At 49.4% G+C, this 16,615-nt stretch carries 13 protein-coding genes; 6 read left to right on the top strand and 7 right to left on the bottom strand.

Annotated elements, in window-relative coordinates; translation table 11 throughout:
• Nucleotides 1-111: 111 nt before the first annotated feature.
• From EZV72_RS11420 to EZV72_RS11430, 3 genes are all read left to right on the top strand, one after another.
• Nucleotides 112-1,602, top strand: a complete 1,491-nt coding sequence (locus tag EZV72_RS11420; RefSeq protein ID WP_137167372.1) for a SulP family inorganic anion transporter — start codon at nucleotides 112-114, stop codon at nucleotides 1,600-1,602.
• 10 nt (nucleotides 1,603-1,612) lie between these two features.
• Nucleotides 1,613-2,461: a universal stress protein gene (locus EZV72_RS11425; RefSeq protein ID WP_137167373.1), complete on the top strand. Its 849-nt coding sequence runs from the start codon at nucleotides 1,613-1,615 to the stop codon at nucleotides 2,459-2,461.
• A 143-nt stretch (nucleotides 2,462-2,604) separates the two neighbouring features.
• Nucleotides 2,605-3,393 carry an RMD1 family protein gene (locus EZV72_RS11430; protein WP_137167374.1) on the top strand — a complete coding sequence of 263 codons (789 nt, stop codon included), beginning with the start codon at nucleotides 2,605-2,607 and terminating at the stop codon, nucleotides 3,391-3,393.
• Between the two features lie 109 nt (nucleotides 3,394-3,502).
• Here EZV72_RS11430 and EZV72_RS11435 read toward each other — a convergent pair whose 3' ends face one another.
• The 5 genes from EZV72_RS11435 to seqA all read right to left on the bottom strand — a co-directional run bounded on the left by EZV72_RS11435 (nucleotide 3,503) and on the right by seqA (nucleotide 9,493).
• A complete protein-coding gene (locus EZV72_RS11435) occupies nucleotides 3,503-3,844 on the bottom strand; it encodes an FKBP-type peptidyl-prolyl cis-trans isomerase (protein ID WP_137167375.1) in 342 nt (113 codons plus the stop codon).
• Between the two features lie 102 nt (nucleotides 3,845-3,946).
• Nucleotides 3,947-4,309, bottom strand: coding sequence for a hypothetical protein (locus EZV72_RS11440; RefSeq protein ID WP_137167376.1), 363 nt, complete (start codon nucleotides 4,307-4,309; stop codon nucleotides 3,947-3,949).
• A gap of 173 nt (nucleotides 4,310-4,482) precedes the next feature.
• Complete coding sequence (locus EZV72_RS11445) at nucleotides 4,483-6,975, bottom strand: glycogen/starch/alpha-glucan phosphorylase (protein ID WP_137167377.1); 2,493 nt, start codon at nucleotides 6,973-6,975, stop codon at nucleotides 4,483-4,485.
• 233 nt (nucleotides 6,976-7,208) lie between these two features.
• Nucleotides 7,209-8,867 carry a phosphoglucomutase (alpha-D-glucose-1,6-bisphosphate-dependent) gene (gene pgm / locus EZV72_RS11450; RefSeq protein WP_137167378.1) on the bottom strand — a complete coding sequence of 553 codons (1,659 nt, stop codon included), beginning with the start codon at nucleotides 8,865-8,867 and terminating at the stop codon, nucleotides 7,209-7,211.
• 44 nt (nucleotides 8,868-8,911) lie between these two features.
• On the bottom strand, nucleotides 8,912-9,493 hold the full coding sequence (gene seqA / locus EZV72_RS11455) for a replication initiation negative regulator SeqA (protein WP_137167379.1): 582 nt from the start codon (nucleotides 9,491-9,493) through the stop codon (nucleotides 8,912-8,914).
• Nucleotides 9,494-9,698: 205 nt separating this feature from the next.
• Here seqA and EZV72_RS11460 point away from each other — a divergent pair, with 205 nt between their 5' ends.
• Genes EZV72_RS11460 through EZV72_RS11470 form a run of 3 tightly spaced genes read left to right on the top strand, consistent with a single transcriptional unit; the run spans nucleotide 9,699 to nucleotide 13,652 of the window.
• The gene (locus EZV72_RS11460; RefSeq protein WP_137167380.1) at nucleotides 9,699-10,619 is read left to right on the top strand and encodes an AAA family ATPase; all 921 of its coding nucleotides are present in this window, start codon (nucleotides 9,699-9,701) and stop codon (nucleotides 10,617-10,619) included.
• A gap of 2 nt (nucleotides 10,620-10,621) precedes the next feature.
• Nucleotides 10,622-11,605, top strand: a complete 984-nt coding sequence (locus tag EZV72_RS11465; protein WP_137167381.1) for a DUF58 domain-containing protein — start codon at nucleotides 10,622-10,624, stop codon at nucleotides 11,603-11,605.
• Complete coding sequence (locus EZV72_RS11470) at nucleotides 11,592-13,652, top strand: transglutaminase family protein (protein ID WP_175405105.1); 2,061 nt, start codon at nucleotides 11,592-11,594, stop codon at nucleotides 13,650-13,652. Before EZV72_RS11465 ends, EZV72_RS11470 begins: the two co-directional genes overlap by 14 nt.
• Here the strand turns inward: EZV72_RS11470 and EZV72_RS11475 are convergent.
• The gene (locus EZV72_RS11475) at nucleotides 13,630-13,959 is read right to left on the bottom strand and encodes a hypothetical protein (RefSeq protein WP_137167383.1); all 330 of its coding nucleotides are present in this window, start codon (nucleotides 13,957-13,959) and stop codon (nucleotides 13,630-13,632) included. The genes EZV72_RS11470 and EZV72_RS11475 overlap by 23 nt on opposite strands.
• 491 nt (nucleotides 13,960-14,450) lie before the next feature.
• The gene (gene fusA, locus EZV72_RS11480) at nucleotides 14,451-16,532 is read right to left on the bottom strand and encodes an elongation factor G (RefSeq protein WP_137167384.1); all 2,082 of its coding nucleotides are present in this window, start codon (nucleotides 16,530-16,532) and stop codon (nucleotides 14,451-14,453) included.
• Nucleotides 16,533-16,615: the final 83 nt, after the last annotated feature.

A 16,615-nucleotide genomic window follows, 5' to 3' on the forward strand; every position in this document is an offset into this window, starting at 1 on the left:
TCTTTCTTTTAGCCCTGCTAACCGGGCAACTCAATATCGCGGCTCCCGCGAGAATCTCTGCTGTTTTACATTTTTTACCTCTGTATGAGGTCACAATCAGGTAGTGTTTGCATGCTTAATCACATGAAAAGAGACTGGTTCTCTAACATTCGTGGTGATGCGCTTGCGGGTATTGTTGTGGCATTAGCCCTGATCCCCGAAGCCATTGCTTTTTCTATTATCGCCGGTGTTGACCCAAAAGTGGGCTTATATGCCTCTTTCTGTATTGCCGTTATCATCGCATTTGTAGGTGGCCGGCCTGGCATGATATCCGCGGCAACCGGCGCTATGGCCCTGCTGATGGTAACGTTGGTTAAAGACCACGGCCTTCAGTATTTGCTGGCCGCCACCCTGCTGACCGGCGTGTTCCAGATTATTGCCGGCTTTTTAAAACTCGGCGAGCTAATGCGCTTTGTATCCCGCTCGGTGGTCACTGGGTTTGTTAATGCCCTGGCCATTCTTATCTTCATGGCTCAGCTGCCCGAGCTTACCAACGTGACCTGGCATGTCTACGCGATGACCGCTACCGGCCTGGGGATTATTTATCTGTTTCCCTATGTACCGGTGATCGGCAAGATACTTCCCTCGCCCTTGGTCTGCATTGTATCGATGACTATTGTTTATATTATTCTGGGGCTGGATATACGCACCGTGGGTGATATGGGCGAGCTGCCAGATACCCTGCCTGTTTTTTTATGGCCTGAGGTACCGCTCAATCTCGACACCCTGCAGATTATCCTTCCCTACTCCATCGGCCTTGCTGTAGTAGGCTTGCTTGAGTCCATGATGACGGCGACCATCGTTGATGATCTGACCGACACCCGCTCCGACCGGAATCAGGAATGTAAGGGCCAGGGGATAGCTAATATCGGGGCTGGTTTGTTCGGAGGTATGGCGGGTTGCGCGATGATTGGCCAGTCGATTATCAATGTAAAGTCCGGCGGTCGCGGCCGGTTATCCACCTTTATCGCCGGGGCGTTTTTACTGGTCATGGTGGTATTTTTAGATGACTGGCTGCGTCAGATCCCGATGGCCGCACTGGTGGCCGTGATGATTATGGTGTCCATTGGTACCTTTTCCTGGACTTCGATTCGGGATCTGCCCAAATATCCGCTGTCATCCAATATTGTTATGATTGCCACAGTTTGCGTGGTGGTCTATACCCACAACCTGGCACTGGGTGTTCTGGTTGGCGTGCTGCTGGCCACTTTATTCTTTGCCAATAAAATTGGCCGCTTTATGGCCGTAAAATCGGATTATGATCCTGCCACCCAGCAGCGCACCTACCGGGTATATGGTCAGGTCTTCTTTGCCTCCTCGGAGCAGTTTACGGAGGCTTTTGACTTTAGCGAAGCAAGTCGTAAAGTAGTTATAGACCTTACTTATGCGCATTTCTGGGATGTCACCGCAGTATCGTCACTGGATAAAGTAGTGATAAAGTTTCGCCGGGAAGGTACCGAGGTCGATGTGGTCGGTATGAATGCCGCCACCGAAACCGTGGTGGACAAATTTGGAGTACACAATGATCCGGCTGAAGTAGACAAACTGATGGGCGGACATTAAGGAACGGCTTATGACAAAAATAATTACCTGTATTGATGGCTCTGCAATCACTTCATCGGTTGCCAGAGCCGGTGTCTGGGCCGCGCTGAAGCTAAACCGGCCACTGACCCTGCTACATACCCTGGAAAAACATTACCAGCATGGCGCGGATGATCTGACCGGTGCTATCGGGCTTGGGGCACAGGCAGTGTTGCTTGAACAGCTGACAGAGCTGGATGAACAAAAAGCCCGCCTGGCGCTTCAGCTGGGCGACGAGCTGTTGCAGCGAGTGGCCGCAGAAGCCCGCAACGACGGAGTGGAAGCGGTAGAAACATTGCAGCGACACGGCGATTTAATTGAAGCGGTAATGAATCTTGAGTCTGACACCCGGCTTATTGTGCTGGGCCGCTGCAGCCAGCAGCGCGATAACTTTCAGGCCATTGGCTCGCATATTGAAACGTTGCTACGCAAAGCCTGCCATCCGGTGCTGATTGTGCCTGCGCATTTTCAGCCTCCCACGTCCTTTATGATTGCCTACGACGGGCGGGAGTCAGCCGACCGGGCACTGCAAAAAGTACTCGAAGGCGGCTTGTTGCATGGCATCGACTGCCACCTGGTGTCGGTGAAAAATAATGAACCAGAACTGGAAAATAAGTTCCAGCAGGCCGCCAGTGCACTGACTGAAAAAGGCCTGAATGTGACGAGCGCCTGGCTGGAAGGCGATATTCACAATGCCTTAAGCGAGTACCAGCAAGCCCATCATATTGAGCTGATGGTGATGGGCGCGTTTGGCCATTCCCGTCTACGCCAGTTTTTTGTCGGCAGCAATACACTCAAAATGATTGAAAAATCGCCGGTCCCTTTGATTATTCTGCGTTAGCTAGGATATTTTAACACCACATTCGGGTGGGGACATGCCCCGCCCACCATCACATTTCTTGCTCTTCAGGAGCAAATTTTCCCGTTAGCCCTTTCAACGCTTTTCAACGCATAATCCGCCACTATTTTTTTGCGATTACCATTATGCATTTCTCCAACGACCGGGTGTCGGTGTTTTTGCTTCCTGAGCCCGACATGATTGAAACAGAATTCTCCATTGATATTGGTACCCGATACCGGGATGCCATCCTGCTGGGTTTGCCTGGCGGCGAAGCTTGGGTATTTGATTACGGCGTCATTGTGTTTTGGGGTATTGATGAAGATGAGCGCCTGTCCCTGCTCCACCGGCTCAAATTTGCCGGTGATATTCTGGCCTGCCAGCATCAGGAGCATTTTCGCTTTACCGTAGAAGGCAGCGAACTTAAATTGCAGCGGGACCTGATTACACTTGGTATGGATACGCCATTGCAGCGCTTGTCTATCAGTCATGCGCTGGCCCAGTCGATTAAGCTTAATGATTATGAACAGCGTGCTCAGGATACAATTCTGACCTACGCCCATTTGCCTAAAGCGCTGGCGGCAACCGGTAAAATCAAGCTTAGTCCCAGTGAAATAGCCAAAATAAGAGGCCATCTGTTTAGCACCAAAAGTGACATCTTTCTGCATTATGGTTTGCTGGATATTCCTGAATTTTTCTGGGAATACCCGGAATATGAAATGGCTTATCAGGCAACGGCCCGCTACATGGACATCCGCACGCGGGTTGAACTGTTGACCAACAAACTTAATGTGATTCACGAGTTATTTGAGATGCTGGCAGATGAACTGAAGCACAAGCATTCCTCCTTTCTCGAATGGATAATTATTGTGCTTATTGCCTTTGAAATCGTGATGTTCGGAGCGCACGAACTGATGAATCTGTTGTTTGGCTAAATGACAAACCGTTACAGCGACGCACTTTTCACAATGTTGTCAGGCATGGCGGGGCCGACTGCGCCCCGCACTGCAAACCATAAAATTTGCCCGGCCTAATCGTCCCGGGTCAGTCGTCCCGAGTCAGTACTTCCAGTAAATCTATTTCAAAATATAAGTCACTGCCAGGTGGGATCATGGCACCGATTTGGCGCTCACCGTAGGCCAGTGATGCCGGCACCCACAATTTACGCTTACCGCCCACTTTCATCCCCTGCAAGCCAATAAACCAGCCCTGAATGACTTTGTTTTTAGATAACACCGTCTGAAACGGACGCCCTTTTGCGTAAGAGGAATCAAATTCCGTACCGTCGGCAAGAAAACCACGATAGTGCGCGGTAATCAGCGCGCCTTTTTCCGCAGCTTTTCCCTCACCAAGCAGCTCATCTTCAATTGTTACTTCATCGGTCATTGTTTTATCACAATATACAAAACAGGCTCCCAGTTTACCTGCCCTGTCCGTTCAGACAAGCTGCCGGCACTATTGAGCGGCCGGGTATGTCACAAAACCGTTTTATTCATACTCTGAGCCCAGCGCTTCGCGCTCGGTTTGCTCAAGTTCCTGCTCAGACACCACCTGGCCTTTGTCATGTTTTTCCCGGACGATTTTCTGCTGATGCTCATCCATCGCCTTTTGCATCTCCTGCTCAGCAAGCTGACGCTCTTCGGTGCGCCCTTCTGACGAATCAAATGCCGCTTCCACCTCAGCCCGTTTTGCATCCAGTTCAGCCTGCTCTTCAGCCGTCAGCTCTGTTGCCTGCGTATCCTGCGGCATCGGCTTGTCTGTTTCGGTGCTTTGCAAACCAGCCGTGGCCTGATGGATAAAAAGAACAGAAGCAATCCCTGCTGTGATAATAAGTAGTTGTCTTGCTTTCATGGTATTGCCTCCTGGTCATTGGTCAGCTTGTTTAGATTCTGTATGCAATTTTCATTATTAATAACGTAACCAGTGTCAGTTTCAGTTCACTTTTACCCGCGAATGAAGAAGCGTGTAAATAAAAAAACCGCTGGCTTTTTGCAAAGCTCAGCGGTTTTTTTGCTGCTATCCGGTTAGTCGTTCGGACGACTTACCGGGCAGGCATTCAGATTCCAGACCCGATCAACATAATCCTGAATGGACCGGTCAGAGGTAAACTTACCCATCTTGGCAGTATTGATGATGGCCATTTGTGCCCAGCGCTCTTTATCGCGATAAGCTTTGTCCACTTCAATCTGTGCATCTGAGTACGCACGGAAATCAGCCAGTACCAGATACGGGTCACCCAGATCCAGTAAACTTTGCTTGATGGAAACCAGTGCGCCTGGCTTGCCTGGCGTAAAGTAGTCTGTTTCCAGCCAGTCAAGAATGGCTTTTATCTCTGCATCTTTGTAGTAATAGTCTTTCGGGTTATAGCCATTCGCTTTCACCTCGTTGACTTCTTCTACTGTCAGACCAAAAATAAAGATATTCTCATCGCCCACTTCCTCGGCAATTTCCACATTCGCTCCGTCCAGCGTACCAATGGTGATAGCGCCGTTCAGGGCCAGTTTCATATTGCCGGTTCCCGATGCTTCTTTACCTGCTGTACTGATTTGCTCAGACACATCTGACGCTGGAATCATTTTTTCCGCCAGCGACACCCGGTAGTTAGGCAAAAATACCACTTTAAGCTTATTACCAACACGAGGATCGTTATTGATCTTATCGGCAACTTTATTAATGGCAAAAATAATATCCTTGGCCAGTTTGTATCCCGGAGCGGCTTTCGCGCCAAAGATAAACACCCGCGGATGCATGTCATATTCCGGGTTTTCCAGAATACGACGGTACAGTGCCATAATGTGCAGCAGGTTTAGATGCTGGCGTTTATATTCGTGCAAGCGCTTGATTTGCACATCAAAGATAGCATTAGTATCAACCTCAATACCGGTTGATGCCTTGATCTCTTCGGCCAGCAGCTTTTTGTTGTCTTCTTTGACTTTCATGAACTGCTTCTGGAAAGTTTTATTGGTGGCATGTTTAGCCAGGCCTTCCAGTTTTTTCAGTTCCAGCGGCCAGTCTGAGCCCACTTTTTTGTCGATCAGTGCCGACAATGGCGGGTTACAGGCTTTCAGCCAGCGACGCGGTGTAATACCGTTAGTCACGTTAGTCAGTTTGTCTGGCCACAGCTGATCAAATTCAGGGAACAGGTTCTCTTTCACCAAACGAGAATGCAGTTCAGCCACGCCGTTAACCCGGAATGAACCGATAACCGACAGGTGTCCCATCCGCACCATCTTTTCATTGCCTTCTTCAATGATAGATAGCTTAGACTTCATGCTGTTGTCGCCAGGCCACTTTTTATCCACTTCACTCATAAAGCGGTGGTTAATTTCATAAATGATTTCCAGGTGACGCGGCAGGATTTTTTCCAGCATGCGTGCAGGCCATTTCTCCAGTGCTTCTGGCAACAGAGTATGGTTAGTGTAGGCAAATACTTTGGTGCTGATACCCCAGGCAGTATCCCAGTCCAGTTCGGCGCGATCCACCAGAATCCGCATCAGTTCAGGGATGGCAATGGCCGGGTGCGTATCATTCAACTGAATCGCGACCTGAGAGGCAAAGCGGCTCCAGTCATCACCATGGGCACGCTTATAACGGCGAATGATGTCTTTTAATGAACACGAGCAGAAGAAGTATTGCTGAATCAGGCGCAATTCTTTACCCGCTTCGGTTTCATCATTAGGATAAAGCACTTTAGAAATTGTTTCTGCCTGCACGTTTTCGCGCTGGGCATCGACATAACCCCCAGAGTTGAATACGTCCCAGTTGAAGTAATCAGAGGCTTCTGACTGCCACAAACGCAACACATTCACCGTTTTACCGCCGTAACCCACTACCGGAATATCCCACGGAACCCCTTTTACCATCGAGCCCGGGTGCCATTCTTTCTGGATGCGGCCATTTTCGCCGTATTTGGTTTCTACGTAACCGTACAGCGACACTTCCTGAATAGATTCCGGACGGCAGATTTCCCACGGGTTGCCGTAGTCACGCCAGCTATCTGGACGCTCAATCTGCGCACCGCTTTTGATTTCCTGACGGAATAGACCATGCTCGTAATGAATACCATAGCCAATCGCTGGCAGTTCCATGGTCGCCAGAGAGTCAATAAAGCACGCAGCAAGACGGCCAAGACCACCATTGCCCAGTGCCATATCCGGTTCTTCTTCCAGAATGTCAGCCAGATCCACACCCAGCTCTTTGAGCCCGGCTTCGGCTACTTCATACAAACCAAAGTTTTGCAGGTTGTTAGAAAGCAGGCGACCCATTAAAAACTCAGCTGAAAAATAATGCACGGCACGCGTGTCATTCATATAGTGAGTTTTTTGCGTGCGGCGAAGCCCCTCGAGCACATTTTCCTGCATTGCTGCACAGGTGGCTTTCCACCATGCATGATTATTGGCTTTGTTTTCGTCAGTTCCCAGTGTGCTGTGCAGATGACGAATAACCGATGATTTGAAATCGCCCTTGTCCAGCTGGACTTTAGGCATAGACTTGGATTTTGATGCTTTTGCGTTCATATCAATCTCTCAAATAAAGAAAAAGCTTTGGTCTTGAATACAAAACAACCAACAGCAAGGTTCAAAAAAGTAATAAAATTACAAAATTGAACAACGACATGACCGCAATATAGCAGTGTAAAAAACGATTTGTTGTAATTTTTTTGTTAACAAACAAAAAAAATGAGAGGAATTTTCAAAAACCTCTCATTTATTAACATTATTTTTACCTATTATTATCCAAATGGATACATTTAGCTTTTCCCAATGATCGAGCCGACTAATTTTTCAGCTTCACTGATAAGACTTTGTAAGTGAGATTCACCTTTAAAGCTTTCTGCATAAATCTTATAAATCTGTTCCGTGCCTGACGGCCGTGCTGCAAACCAGCCATTATCTGTGGAGACTTTTACCCCACCAATCGCTGCATCATTACCCGGCGCTTTAGTCTGAACCGCAGTGATAGCATCGCCTGCCAGAGAATCGCTGGTCACTACCGATGCATCCATGGCAGATAATGCTTTTTTCTCTTCCAGAGACGCCGCAACATCTACCCGCTCATATACCGGAGCGCCAAATTTTTCGGTCAGCTCCTGATAGTGCTCGCCCGGGTCTTTACCGGTTACCGCCAGAATTTCAGCTGCCAGTAAGCATAAAATAAAGCCGTCTTTGTCGGTGGCCCAGGTATCGCCATTGCGCTCCAGGAAGATGCCACCGGCACTTTCCTCACCGGCAAAACCGATCGTCGACTCGCTCATACCCTGTACAAACCATTTAAAGCCAACCGGCATTTCAGCCAGTTCCCGACCCAGTGAGTCAGCGACTCTGTCAATCATGGAGCTGGATACCAGCGTTTTACCGATTTTCAGTGATGCCGGCCAGTCAGTACGATGCTGGTACAGGTAATTGATGGCCACGGCCAGATAATGATTCGGGTTCATCAGACCAGAGCTTTTGCACACGATACCGTGACGGTCAAAATCCGGGTCATTACCAAAAGCCAGATCAAATTTATCTTTAAGCTCAATCAGCCCGGCCATCGCATAGGCAGATGAGCAGTCCATACGCAGCTTACCGTCTTTGTCACGGCGCATAAAACCAAACTGCGGGTCAACCTTATCGTTTACCACGGTGATGGACAGTCCATATTTTTCAGCAATCCGATCCCAGTAGCCCACACCTGCGCCGCCCAGTGGGTCCGTTCCCAGTGTCAGATTAGCCTCTTTGATGGCATCCATATCGATAACCCGGGCCAGGTCGTCAATGTAGGCTTCCATAAAGTCATCTTCTTTAACCAGACCACTGGCCATTGCATCACGCAGTGGCAGGCGTTTTACATCACGGTTATTTTCAGCAATCAAGGCATTAGCGCGCTGTTCAATCACTTTGGTCACATCCCCGTCGGCAGGACCGCCATGAGGAGGATTGTATTTAAACCCGCCGTCTGTCGGCGGATTATGTGACGGGGTAATCACGATGCCATCAGCAAAGTCTTCTGTACGGTCTTTGTTGTAGCGAATAATTGTACGCGAGATCACCGGCGTGGGCGTGTAGCCGCGGCTGGCATTGTCTTTTCGCTGAATCACCACGTCAATATCATTAGCGCTGAGTACCTCAATCGCGGTCAGCATGGCCGGCTCAGACAGCGCGTGGGTATCTTTCCCCACAAACACCGGCCCGGTAATGTTCTGATGCTGACGATACTCAGCCAGCGCCTGACAGATAGCGGCAATATGCATATCAGTAAAGGTTACATTGGCTGATGTACCGCGGTGACCCGACGTTCCAAATGAGACTGCCTCGCCTGGTGTGGTGGCTTCGGGTTTGTAGGCGTAATACTGACTAACCAGTTCAGCTACATTAATCAGCTGTTCCGGGGCGGCGGCGTTACCCGCCTCTGGATGAAGTGCCATGCAGTTTCCTTGTTAAGTAAATTGGAATGCGCCTGATAAAGCCATCAGGCAAAACGATTCATGACTGTTTCTACAGTCGTGTTGTCATAGCCCAGTAACTGCAAGACCTGCTCCAACATAGCCAGCTTTTTGGCGGTATTATTGTTGGTAACAACCCAATACTGACTTTGCGGAATCTGTTTTGGATTTGTACTACTGCCGGTGTTGAGCAGCGCCTCTTTGGACGTTGCAAAATACACACGGTTTTTGCCTTTTATTTCTTCAACCCGCGCAAAATCTTCCGGGTGAAGTTCATGCAGCTGTGACAAGATAAACAAAAACAGATCAACGCGCTTGGTGTAACTTGTCAGGGTGTCGGCGTCCAGCCGCTCTATAATGGACGAGCGTGTGACACGACGTGCTGATGATTTGCCAGATGTTGTCGGTTTGGTCACCGTAGCCGGCCGGCTTTGTGCAGGAGCTGGTGCCGGTGCAGCGCTGGATTGCCGGGCCGCAGAAGGTGGAGTATCGTTCTGAGAGTGCGGCATGAGCAATCGACGTAAGATATCTGATGCACTTTCGCCTATGTGTTTTGTCTGCCCGGCGATAAACGCGTACAAATCGTCATCAATTTCAATACTTTTCATAAACCACTTCCTTAAATAGTTGCCCCATTATAGACAACCCAAAAATCTGGCGCAGCACTTTATCATGCCTAAATCCACCCGTTTTAGCTGAATAAATAACCGGTTGTGCTTTTCTGACTATACTCACGTATTAGTGAAGCGACGGTTTCATGAATTCGTCTTGGTTTATAGTAATAACGTCATTAGAAATCGGTGGTAGCCACGGATGATAAGTAAAGAATTTACCGGGCTGATTAATGCTCTGGGTCAGCATATTATTGGAAAACCTCAACAGCTGAAACTGGCCGTGGCCTGCATGCTGGCCAGAGGACATTTATTAATCGAAGATTTGCCCGGTATGGGTAAAACCACCCTGTCACATGGCCTGGCGAATTTATTCGGGCTGGACTTCTCGCGAATTCAGTTTACCTCTGATCTGCTGCCCGCCGACATGCTAGGCGCCAATATTTACAACAGCCATAGCCGGGACTTTGAGTTTCGCCATGGTCCGGTCTTTAATCAGCTGGTACTGGCCGATGAAATTAATCGGGCCAGCCCTAAAACCCAGAGCGCCCTGCTCGAAGCCATGGAAGAGCACCAGGTCAGTATAGACGGGACCACCTATCCGCTTCCCGAGCCATTTTTTGTGGTGGGGACACAAAACCCGGGTTATCAGTCCGGCACCTACCCGCTGCCTGAGTCGCAGCTGGATCGTTTTTTAATGTGTATTTCATTGGGTTATCCTGACTGGGAAGCCGAAAAAGCCATGTTGCGACAACGCAGCGAGCGACATCAGCAACCCCTGAACAGCCTGCTGAATATCGAGACCCTGTTGGCCTGGCAGCAGGATGTCGTCAACGTGAATGCCGCTGACCCGGTACTGGATTATATTTTGCGGCTGGTGACGACCAGCAGGACCACGCCGGGCTTCCCGAATGCTTTATCTCCCCGGGCCAGCAAAGCAATATTACAGGCGGCTAAAGCCTGGGCGTACATGCATGAGCGCGATTATGTTGTGCCTGAAGATGTGCAGGCTGTTTTTGTTGCGGTAGCCGAACATCGTTTGCGCTCAGCCAATCAGGAGTCTGCCGCCGAGGCCGTGTTAAGCCAGCGATTATTAGAAAGTGTCGATCCTCTGGCGGCCTGACAATGATAGCCCGATTACGCAACCGCTTGTTGCTACGCTGGCTGGCCAACCGAATCCCCGGTAAACGCCGACATCAGCTGGATGTGCAGTCTATTTTTATTTTGCCGACCTTTTTTGGCAGTTGTTTTTTTGTATTGTGTCTTTGTATGTTTATTTTGGGTACGAACTACCAGAATAATATGCTGTTATTGCTGACTTACTTTTTCATTGCACTGGGCTTAATTAATCTATTTGTCAGCTATCATAATTTTGCCCGCATCCAGTTACAGGCAAAAGGCGTTAATCCTGTGTATGCCGGTGACAATGCCACGTTTCAGTTTCAACTGACCGCTCCGCACCATCAAAAACCCAGCGGCGAGTTGCACGTCCAGTGGTGGGGGCACGACAACGGCATTACTGTTGACCTTGATGAATCCCCGGGAAATATCAGCCTGCCCCGTTTTACTTATCGGCGAGGCATATTCAGCCTGCCCCGGGTGACATTTGCTAGCGAGTATCCGCTGGGACTGTTTCGCTGCTGGACACATCTTGACTTTACTCAGCCGCTGACGGTCTATCCTAAATTATCCAGCGCTGGGATTGCCCTGCGTCCGCTTGACGCAGAAGACACCACCGCCACATTTCATGCCCCAGGCCATGATGACTTTCAGTCGCTTAAATCCTATCACCCCGGCGATCCGGTGCAACGCATTGCATGGAAATCGGTTGCGAAAGGAGGCCCGCCTGTAGTCAAAGTGTTTAGTGAGCAGGCCGGTTCAGCCGGCTATCTTATGCTTGATACCAACAGTGCCACACTGGAGGAAGATATCAGTAGCGTGGCTTATCAGATTGTCTCACTTAGCCAGCAAAATCTGTGCTTTGGTCTGAAAGCCGGCCAGCAGATTGTTCCTGCCAGCGCCGGTGATGCGCACCGGCATCAATGCCTTGCCCTGCTCGCAGCACTGCCAGAAACCCAATCAAAGCGAAACGAACATGAACAAGCATAGTCGGCTGCCAGTGGCAGGGCATCGCGCCAGCCTTATTATGTCGGTAGCCGTAGGCGGCATCAGCCTGACCCTGACTGAGCAGCTCATGGCATGGGTAATGATACTGCTGGTATGCGCGGTAACCGTGCGTTTTATGTTGTACAAAGGGTTATACAAACACGCCCCGGGTACCCGGACCATCAATTTGCTGGCGGTTCTGGCATCAGTCGCACTGGCCTGGTTTGCCATTGGTCAGGGGATCCTCATCACCATGATTAACCTGTTAGTAGTGGGGTGTGCACTTAAGCTGCTGTTGCTAAACCGGCGCCGGGACTTTTTACAACTGGCCGCATGCTGTCTGTTTTTAGTCGGGTGCGCCTTTATATTCTCACAGTCGCTATTTTCTACGGTACTGTATAGCCTGGTGCTGTTTGTAATATTGCTGGCCATTCAACTCTTCTTTGCCCCCCAGCTTGGTTTTAAGCGCCACCTTAAAAGACTGTTAAAGATGAGCCTGCAGGCACTGCCAGTGGCTGTTTTACTGTTTCTTATACTGCCGCATTTACCTCCTTTTTGGGGAATGCCGCAGGACAAAAGTACCGGAACCGGCCTGAGTGAAAAAATGACTCCCGGAGATATCGCTAAGCTAACCCGCTCCACTGATCATGTTTTTACCGCTACGTTTGACGGCGACGTACCCGATCCCGAACAGCGTTACTGGCGAGCCATGGTGCTGGAGGAATTTGATGGGAAAAGCTGGCAGGTCAGCGAATATCGCAAACAACGTCAGCAGGTCATGACTTACACCCGGCAATCTTACCGGCCAGCGGTTACCGGTCCGGCATTTAGTTATCAAATGCTCACTGAGGCTACCGGTAATCAGTGGTTACCGGTTATTGATATCGCGTTGCCGGGCACCTTTGCCTCTACCGAAAAAGTGTTCAGCGCCAATGACTATACCCTGCGTACCCGTCAGCCTATGCTCAGCAAGCAGGCTTTTGATATCAGCAGTTTCTACCAGGCATCTCTGCGAGTGCCGGCAAATGGGCTGGAACTGAACAGCAATCTACAACTACCACAGCAAACCAACCCCAGAGCCGCGGCCTGGGCGCAGCAGCTTCGTCAACAGCATCAAAGTAATCGGGCGCTGGCTCAGGCAGTCATGACCTACTTTGCCAGTCAGGGATTCAGTTATACACTGGAGCCCCCGGTCATGCCCGATGCACCGGTAGATACCTTTTTGTTTGACGCCCGCCAGGGGTTTTGTTCCCATTATGCCAGTGCCATGACATTTGTATTACGCAGTGCCGGCATCCCGGCCCGCATTGTGTCGGGTTATCAGGGCGGACAAAATCTCACCGACAATGCACTGAGTATTTATCAGTATGATGCCCATGCCTGGGTAGAAGCATCGCTGGATAACCAAAGCTGGACGCGCTTTGACCCTACTGCCATGGTGGCCATGTCACGTTTGCAATACGGGTTCATGCAGGCGATGTCTGAGCAGCAGCATGATGCACCACTATTTTCCCGCGCTAACCCGGCGAATTCGACACTGCTGAACAGCATATTCCACGTGCTTGATAGTGTTAACTATCAGTGGAACCGATGGGTGCTGGGCTTCGATGCCAGTACGCAGGAAGATATGGTCAGTAACATAATGGGCAAGGCGACCGGCACTCGCATGACTATCTTTATGCTGTCGACGCTGCTTTTTATTGCTGGCTTGCTGGCTTTTTATTTTGTGCCCCGGCCGGTAAAAAAAGGAAGCAACGAAGCAGAGCGCTTATATTACGACATCCAGAAACGTCTTGAAAAACTGACCGGTTTACCGCGCAACCATTTGGGTCCATCCGGCTATCTGACACTTGTCGGCCCGCGTATAAACTCCTCCGCCAGAATTGCGCTGGAACGATTTACCCAGACATTTGAAGCCCTGCAATATCAGCCTCACCAGAAGCACTACTCTATATCGGTATTGCGCAGTCAGCACAGGGCACTGGTAAAAGCGCTGCGAAAGCACCCCAGAGGCCGTCATCAGGCCACTACCAGTCCCATACCCGGTTAACTCTGGCCAGTAAAAAATGTTGCCTGGCGGCCTTAGCCAAGCCGGGCAACAGCCATGCCGGCGCGCTAATGCGAGCCAGTTCATAAGGCCCTGAGTTCAGTATGAGACCTCTGCGAACAACACTTATCTGCGTGACCATACCGGCAGGAATATGCCAGGCCTTTCGACAACATATTAAGGACGGTAAATCTGAATACACCCGAATCAGCGCCGATCCGCTTTCTGCTCTTATCCAGACAATAATAAGCCACTTTTCCAGCAAACACAGACCGCACAGTGCTATCAGTAATCCTCCTGCAAATATCATGATAAGAAGCATAGTGGTTTATCAAGTATGGTAACTGTTAAAAAAACAGATTAAGCGATAGACGCCAGACGTGCTGCTGTCAGAGAGATCAGAAAATGGACAGTCCTATTTGTCTTAGTAATATTTGATGAACTCTCATAAGTTGTAAACAACAGTGCCTGTCCACAGGTGAAAAATGGCCCTTCGGCCTGAAATCAAAAGTGACTGTCCAGAGGTAAAGAGCTGCCCTGCGGCCTTGAATCAAAAGTGACTGTCCAAGAATGAAAAATGGCCCTTCGACCTGGAAACAAAAGTGACTGTCCAGAGGTGAAGAGCTGCCCTGCGGCTTGGAATCAAAGTGTCTGTCCAGGGTGAAGAATGGCCCTTCGACCTGGAATCAAAAGTGACTGTCCTGAATTGACGAGATGAAAAAGACTTGGCGGATTGGCAGAATGGGGAAACAAAAAACCCGCCACAAGGGCGGGTTTTTTAGTCAGTTAAAAGAGCAACACTTATTTTTTCGCTGCTTTAACTTCTTCGATGATCTTGTCAGCTACGTTCGAAGGACATGGCGCATAGTGGCTGAACTCCATAGAGAACTGACCACGACCAGATGTCATTGTACGCAGGTGACCGATGTAACCGAACATTTCAGACAGAGGAACGTCTGCCTTGATACGTACGCCTGTTACACCTGCTTCCTGATCTTTGATCATACCACGACGACGGTTCAGGTCACCGATAACATCACCAACGTGATCTTCTGGTGTGAACACGTCAACTTTCATGATTGGCTCAAGAAGCTGAGGGCCGGCTTTAGGCATTGATTGACGGAATGCGCCTTTTGCAGCGATTTCAAATGCAATGGCAGATGAGTCAACTGCGTGGAACCCACCGTCAAACAGTTCTACTTCAACGTCCAGTACAGGGTAACCTGCCAGTGGACCTTCTTCCATCATGCCCTTGAAGCCTTTTTCAATGGCTGGGAAGAATTCTTTAGGTACGTTACCGCCCACAACAGAAGAAGTGAACTGGAAGCCAGAGTTAGTTTCGCCTGGCTTGATGCGGTAATCAATTTTACCGAACTGACCAGAACCACCAGACTGCTTCTTATGCGTGTAGCTATCTTCAACTGCCTGAGTGATAGTTTCACGGTAAGCAACCTGCGGCTGACCAACTTCCAGCTCAACGCCGTAAGTACGCTTCAGGATGTCTACTTTGATATCCAGGTGAAGTTCACCCATCCCTTTCAGGATAGTTTCACCAGAATCTTCGTCAGTCTCAACCTGGAACGACGGATCTTCAGAAACCAGTTTACCAATGGCGATACCCATCTTCTCAGTTGCGCCTTTATCTTTAGGCTTAACAGCGATAGAGATTACCGGCTCAGGGAAGATCATTGGCTCAAGTGTACAAGGATTGCTGGTTGAACACAGAGTGTGACCAGTCTGTACGTTCTTCATACCAACAACAGCCAGAATGTCACCTGCATGCGCAGTTGTTAATTCTGTACGGTCATTCGCGTGCATTTCAACCATACGGCCGATACGCTCAGTTTTACCTGTAGCACTGTTCAGGATGGTATCACCCTTGTTCAGAACACCAGAGTAAACACGGATAAACGTCAGTGCACCAAAGCGGTCGTCCATAATTTTGAACGCCAGCGCGCGGAACGGCTCTTCTTTAGACACGATAGCGTGCTCGCCAGTAGGCTCACCAGTATCTTTGTCAGTCAGTGGCTGCGGATCAACTTCTGTTGGGCTTGGCAGGTAGTCAAGTACACCGTCAAGAACCAGCTGTACACCTTTGTTCTTAAATGCAGAGCCACAGAATGTTGGGAAGAACGCCAGGTCACGTGTACCTTTACGAATACAACGCTTGATATCTTCAATAGACGGCTCTTCGCCATCCATATAAGCCATCATCAGGTCGTCGTCCATTTCAACCGCAGTTTCAACCAGGTCTTCACGGTACTTAGCCACTTTTTCCTTCATATCTTCAGGAACGTCACATACTTCGAAGTTTTCTGGCAGGCCAGTTTCATCCCAGATGTATGCTTTTTGCTCAAGTACGTCAACGATACCGTTGAACTGATCTTCAATACCGATAGGCAGAGTCATAACGACTGGCTTTGCACCCAGTACCTTTTGGATTTGCCCAAGAACACGGTAGAAGTCTGCACCCATACGGTCCAGCTTGTTTACGAAGATAACACGGGCAACGCCTGATTCGTTGGCATAACGCCAGTTAGTTTCTGACTGAGGTTCAACACCGCCAGAACCACAGAAAACACCGATACCGCCATCAAGAACTTTCAGTGAACGGTAAACTTCTACAGTAAAGTCAACGTGTCCAGGAGTATCGATGATGTTCAGACGGTGGTTTTTCCAGAAACAGGTAGTCGCAGCTGACTGGATAGTAATACCACGCTCGGCTTCCTGTTCCATGAAGTCAGTTGTTGACTCACCATCGTGCACTTCACCGGTCTTATGGATTTTACCGGTAAGCTTCAAAATACGTTCTGTTGTGGTAGTTTTACCCGCGTCTACGTGGGCGAAAATACCAATGTTTCTGTAAAGAGATAAGTCTGCCATTAGTTCACTTTCATTGGTTCAGAGTAAAAAAACGGCGGGATTATAAAGGATTTCAATACCAGATTGACAGCCCTTTCCGCAAA

Origin of the sequence: Salinimonas lutimaris (assembly GCF_005222225.1) — a bacterium.
Taxonomy (GTDB): domain Bacteria; phylum Pseudomonadota; class Gammaproteobacteria; order Enterobacterales; family Alteromonadaceae; genus Alteromonas; species Alteromonas lutimaris.

Coding starts and splice junctions, on each gene's coding strand:
- EZV72_RS11420 (WP_137167372.1), top strand. CDS start 112: ATGCTTAATCACATGAAAAGAGACTGGTTCTCTAACATTCGTGGTGAT.
- EZV72_RS11425 (WP_137167373.1), top strand. CDS start 1,613: ATGACAAAAATAATTACCTGTATTGATGGCTCTGCAATCACTTCATCG.
- EZV72_RS11430 (WP_137167374.1), top strand. CDS start 2,605: ATGCATTTCTCCAACGACCGGGTGTCGGTGTTTTTGCTTCCTGAGCCC.
- EZV72_RS11435 (WP_137167375.1), bottom strand. CDS start 3,844: ATGACCGATGAAGTAACAATTGAAGATGAGCTGCTTGGTGAGGGAAAA.
- EZV72_RS11440 (WP_137167376.1), bottom strand. CDS start 4,309: ATGAAAGCAAGACAACTACTTATTATCACAGCAGGGATTGCTTCTGTT.
- EZV72_RS11445 (WP_137167377.1), bottom strand. CDS start 6,975: ATGAACGCAAAAGCATCAAAATCCAAGTCTATGCCTAAAGTCCAGCTG.
- pgm (WP_137167378.1), bottom strand. CDS start 8,867: ATGGCACTTCATCCAGAGGCGGGTAACGCCGCCGCCCCGGAACAGCTG.
- seqA (WP_137167379.1), bottom strand. CDS start 9,493: ATGAAAAGTATTGAAATTGATGACGATTTGTACGCGTTTATCGCCGGG.
- EZV72_RS11460 (WP_137167380.1), top strand. CDS start 9,699: ATGATAAGTAAAGAATTTACCGGGCTGATTAATGCTCTGGGTCAGCAT.
- EZV72_RS11465 (WP_137167381.1), top strand. CDS start 10,622: ATGATAGCCCGATTACGCAACCGCTTGTTGCTACGCTGGCTGGCCAAC.
- EZV72_RS11470 (WP_175405105.1), top strand. CDS start 11,592: ATGAACAAGCATAGTCGGCTGCCAGTGGCAGGGCATCGCGCCAGCCTT.
- EZV72_RS11475 (WP_137167383.1), bottom strand. CDS start 13,959: ATGATATTTGCAGGAGGATTACTGATAGCACTGTGCGGTCTGTGTTTG.
- fusA (WP_137167384.1), bottom strand. CDS start 16,532: ATGGCAGACTTATCTCTTTACAGAAACATTGGTATTTTCGCCCACGTA.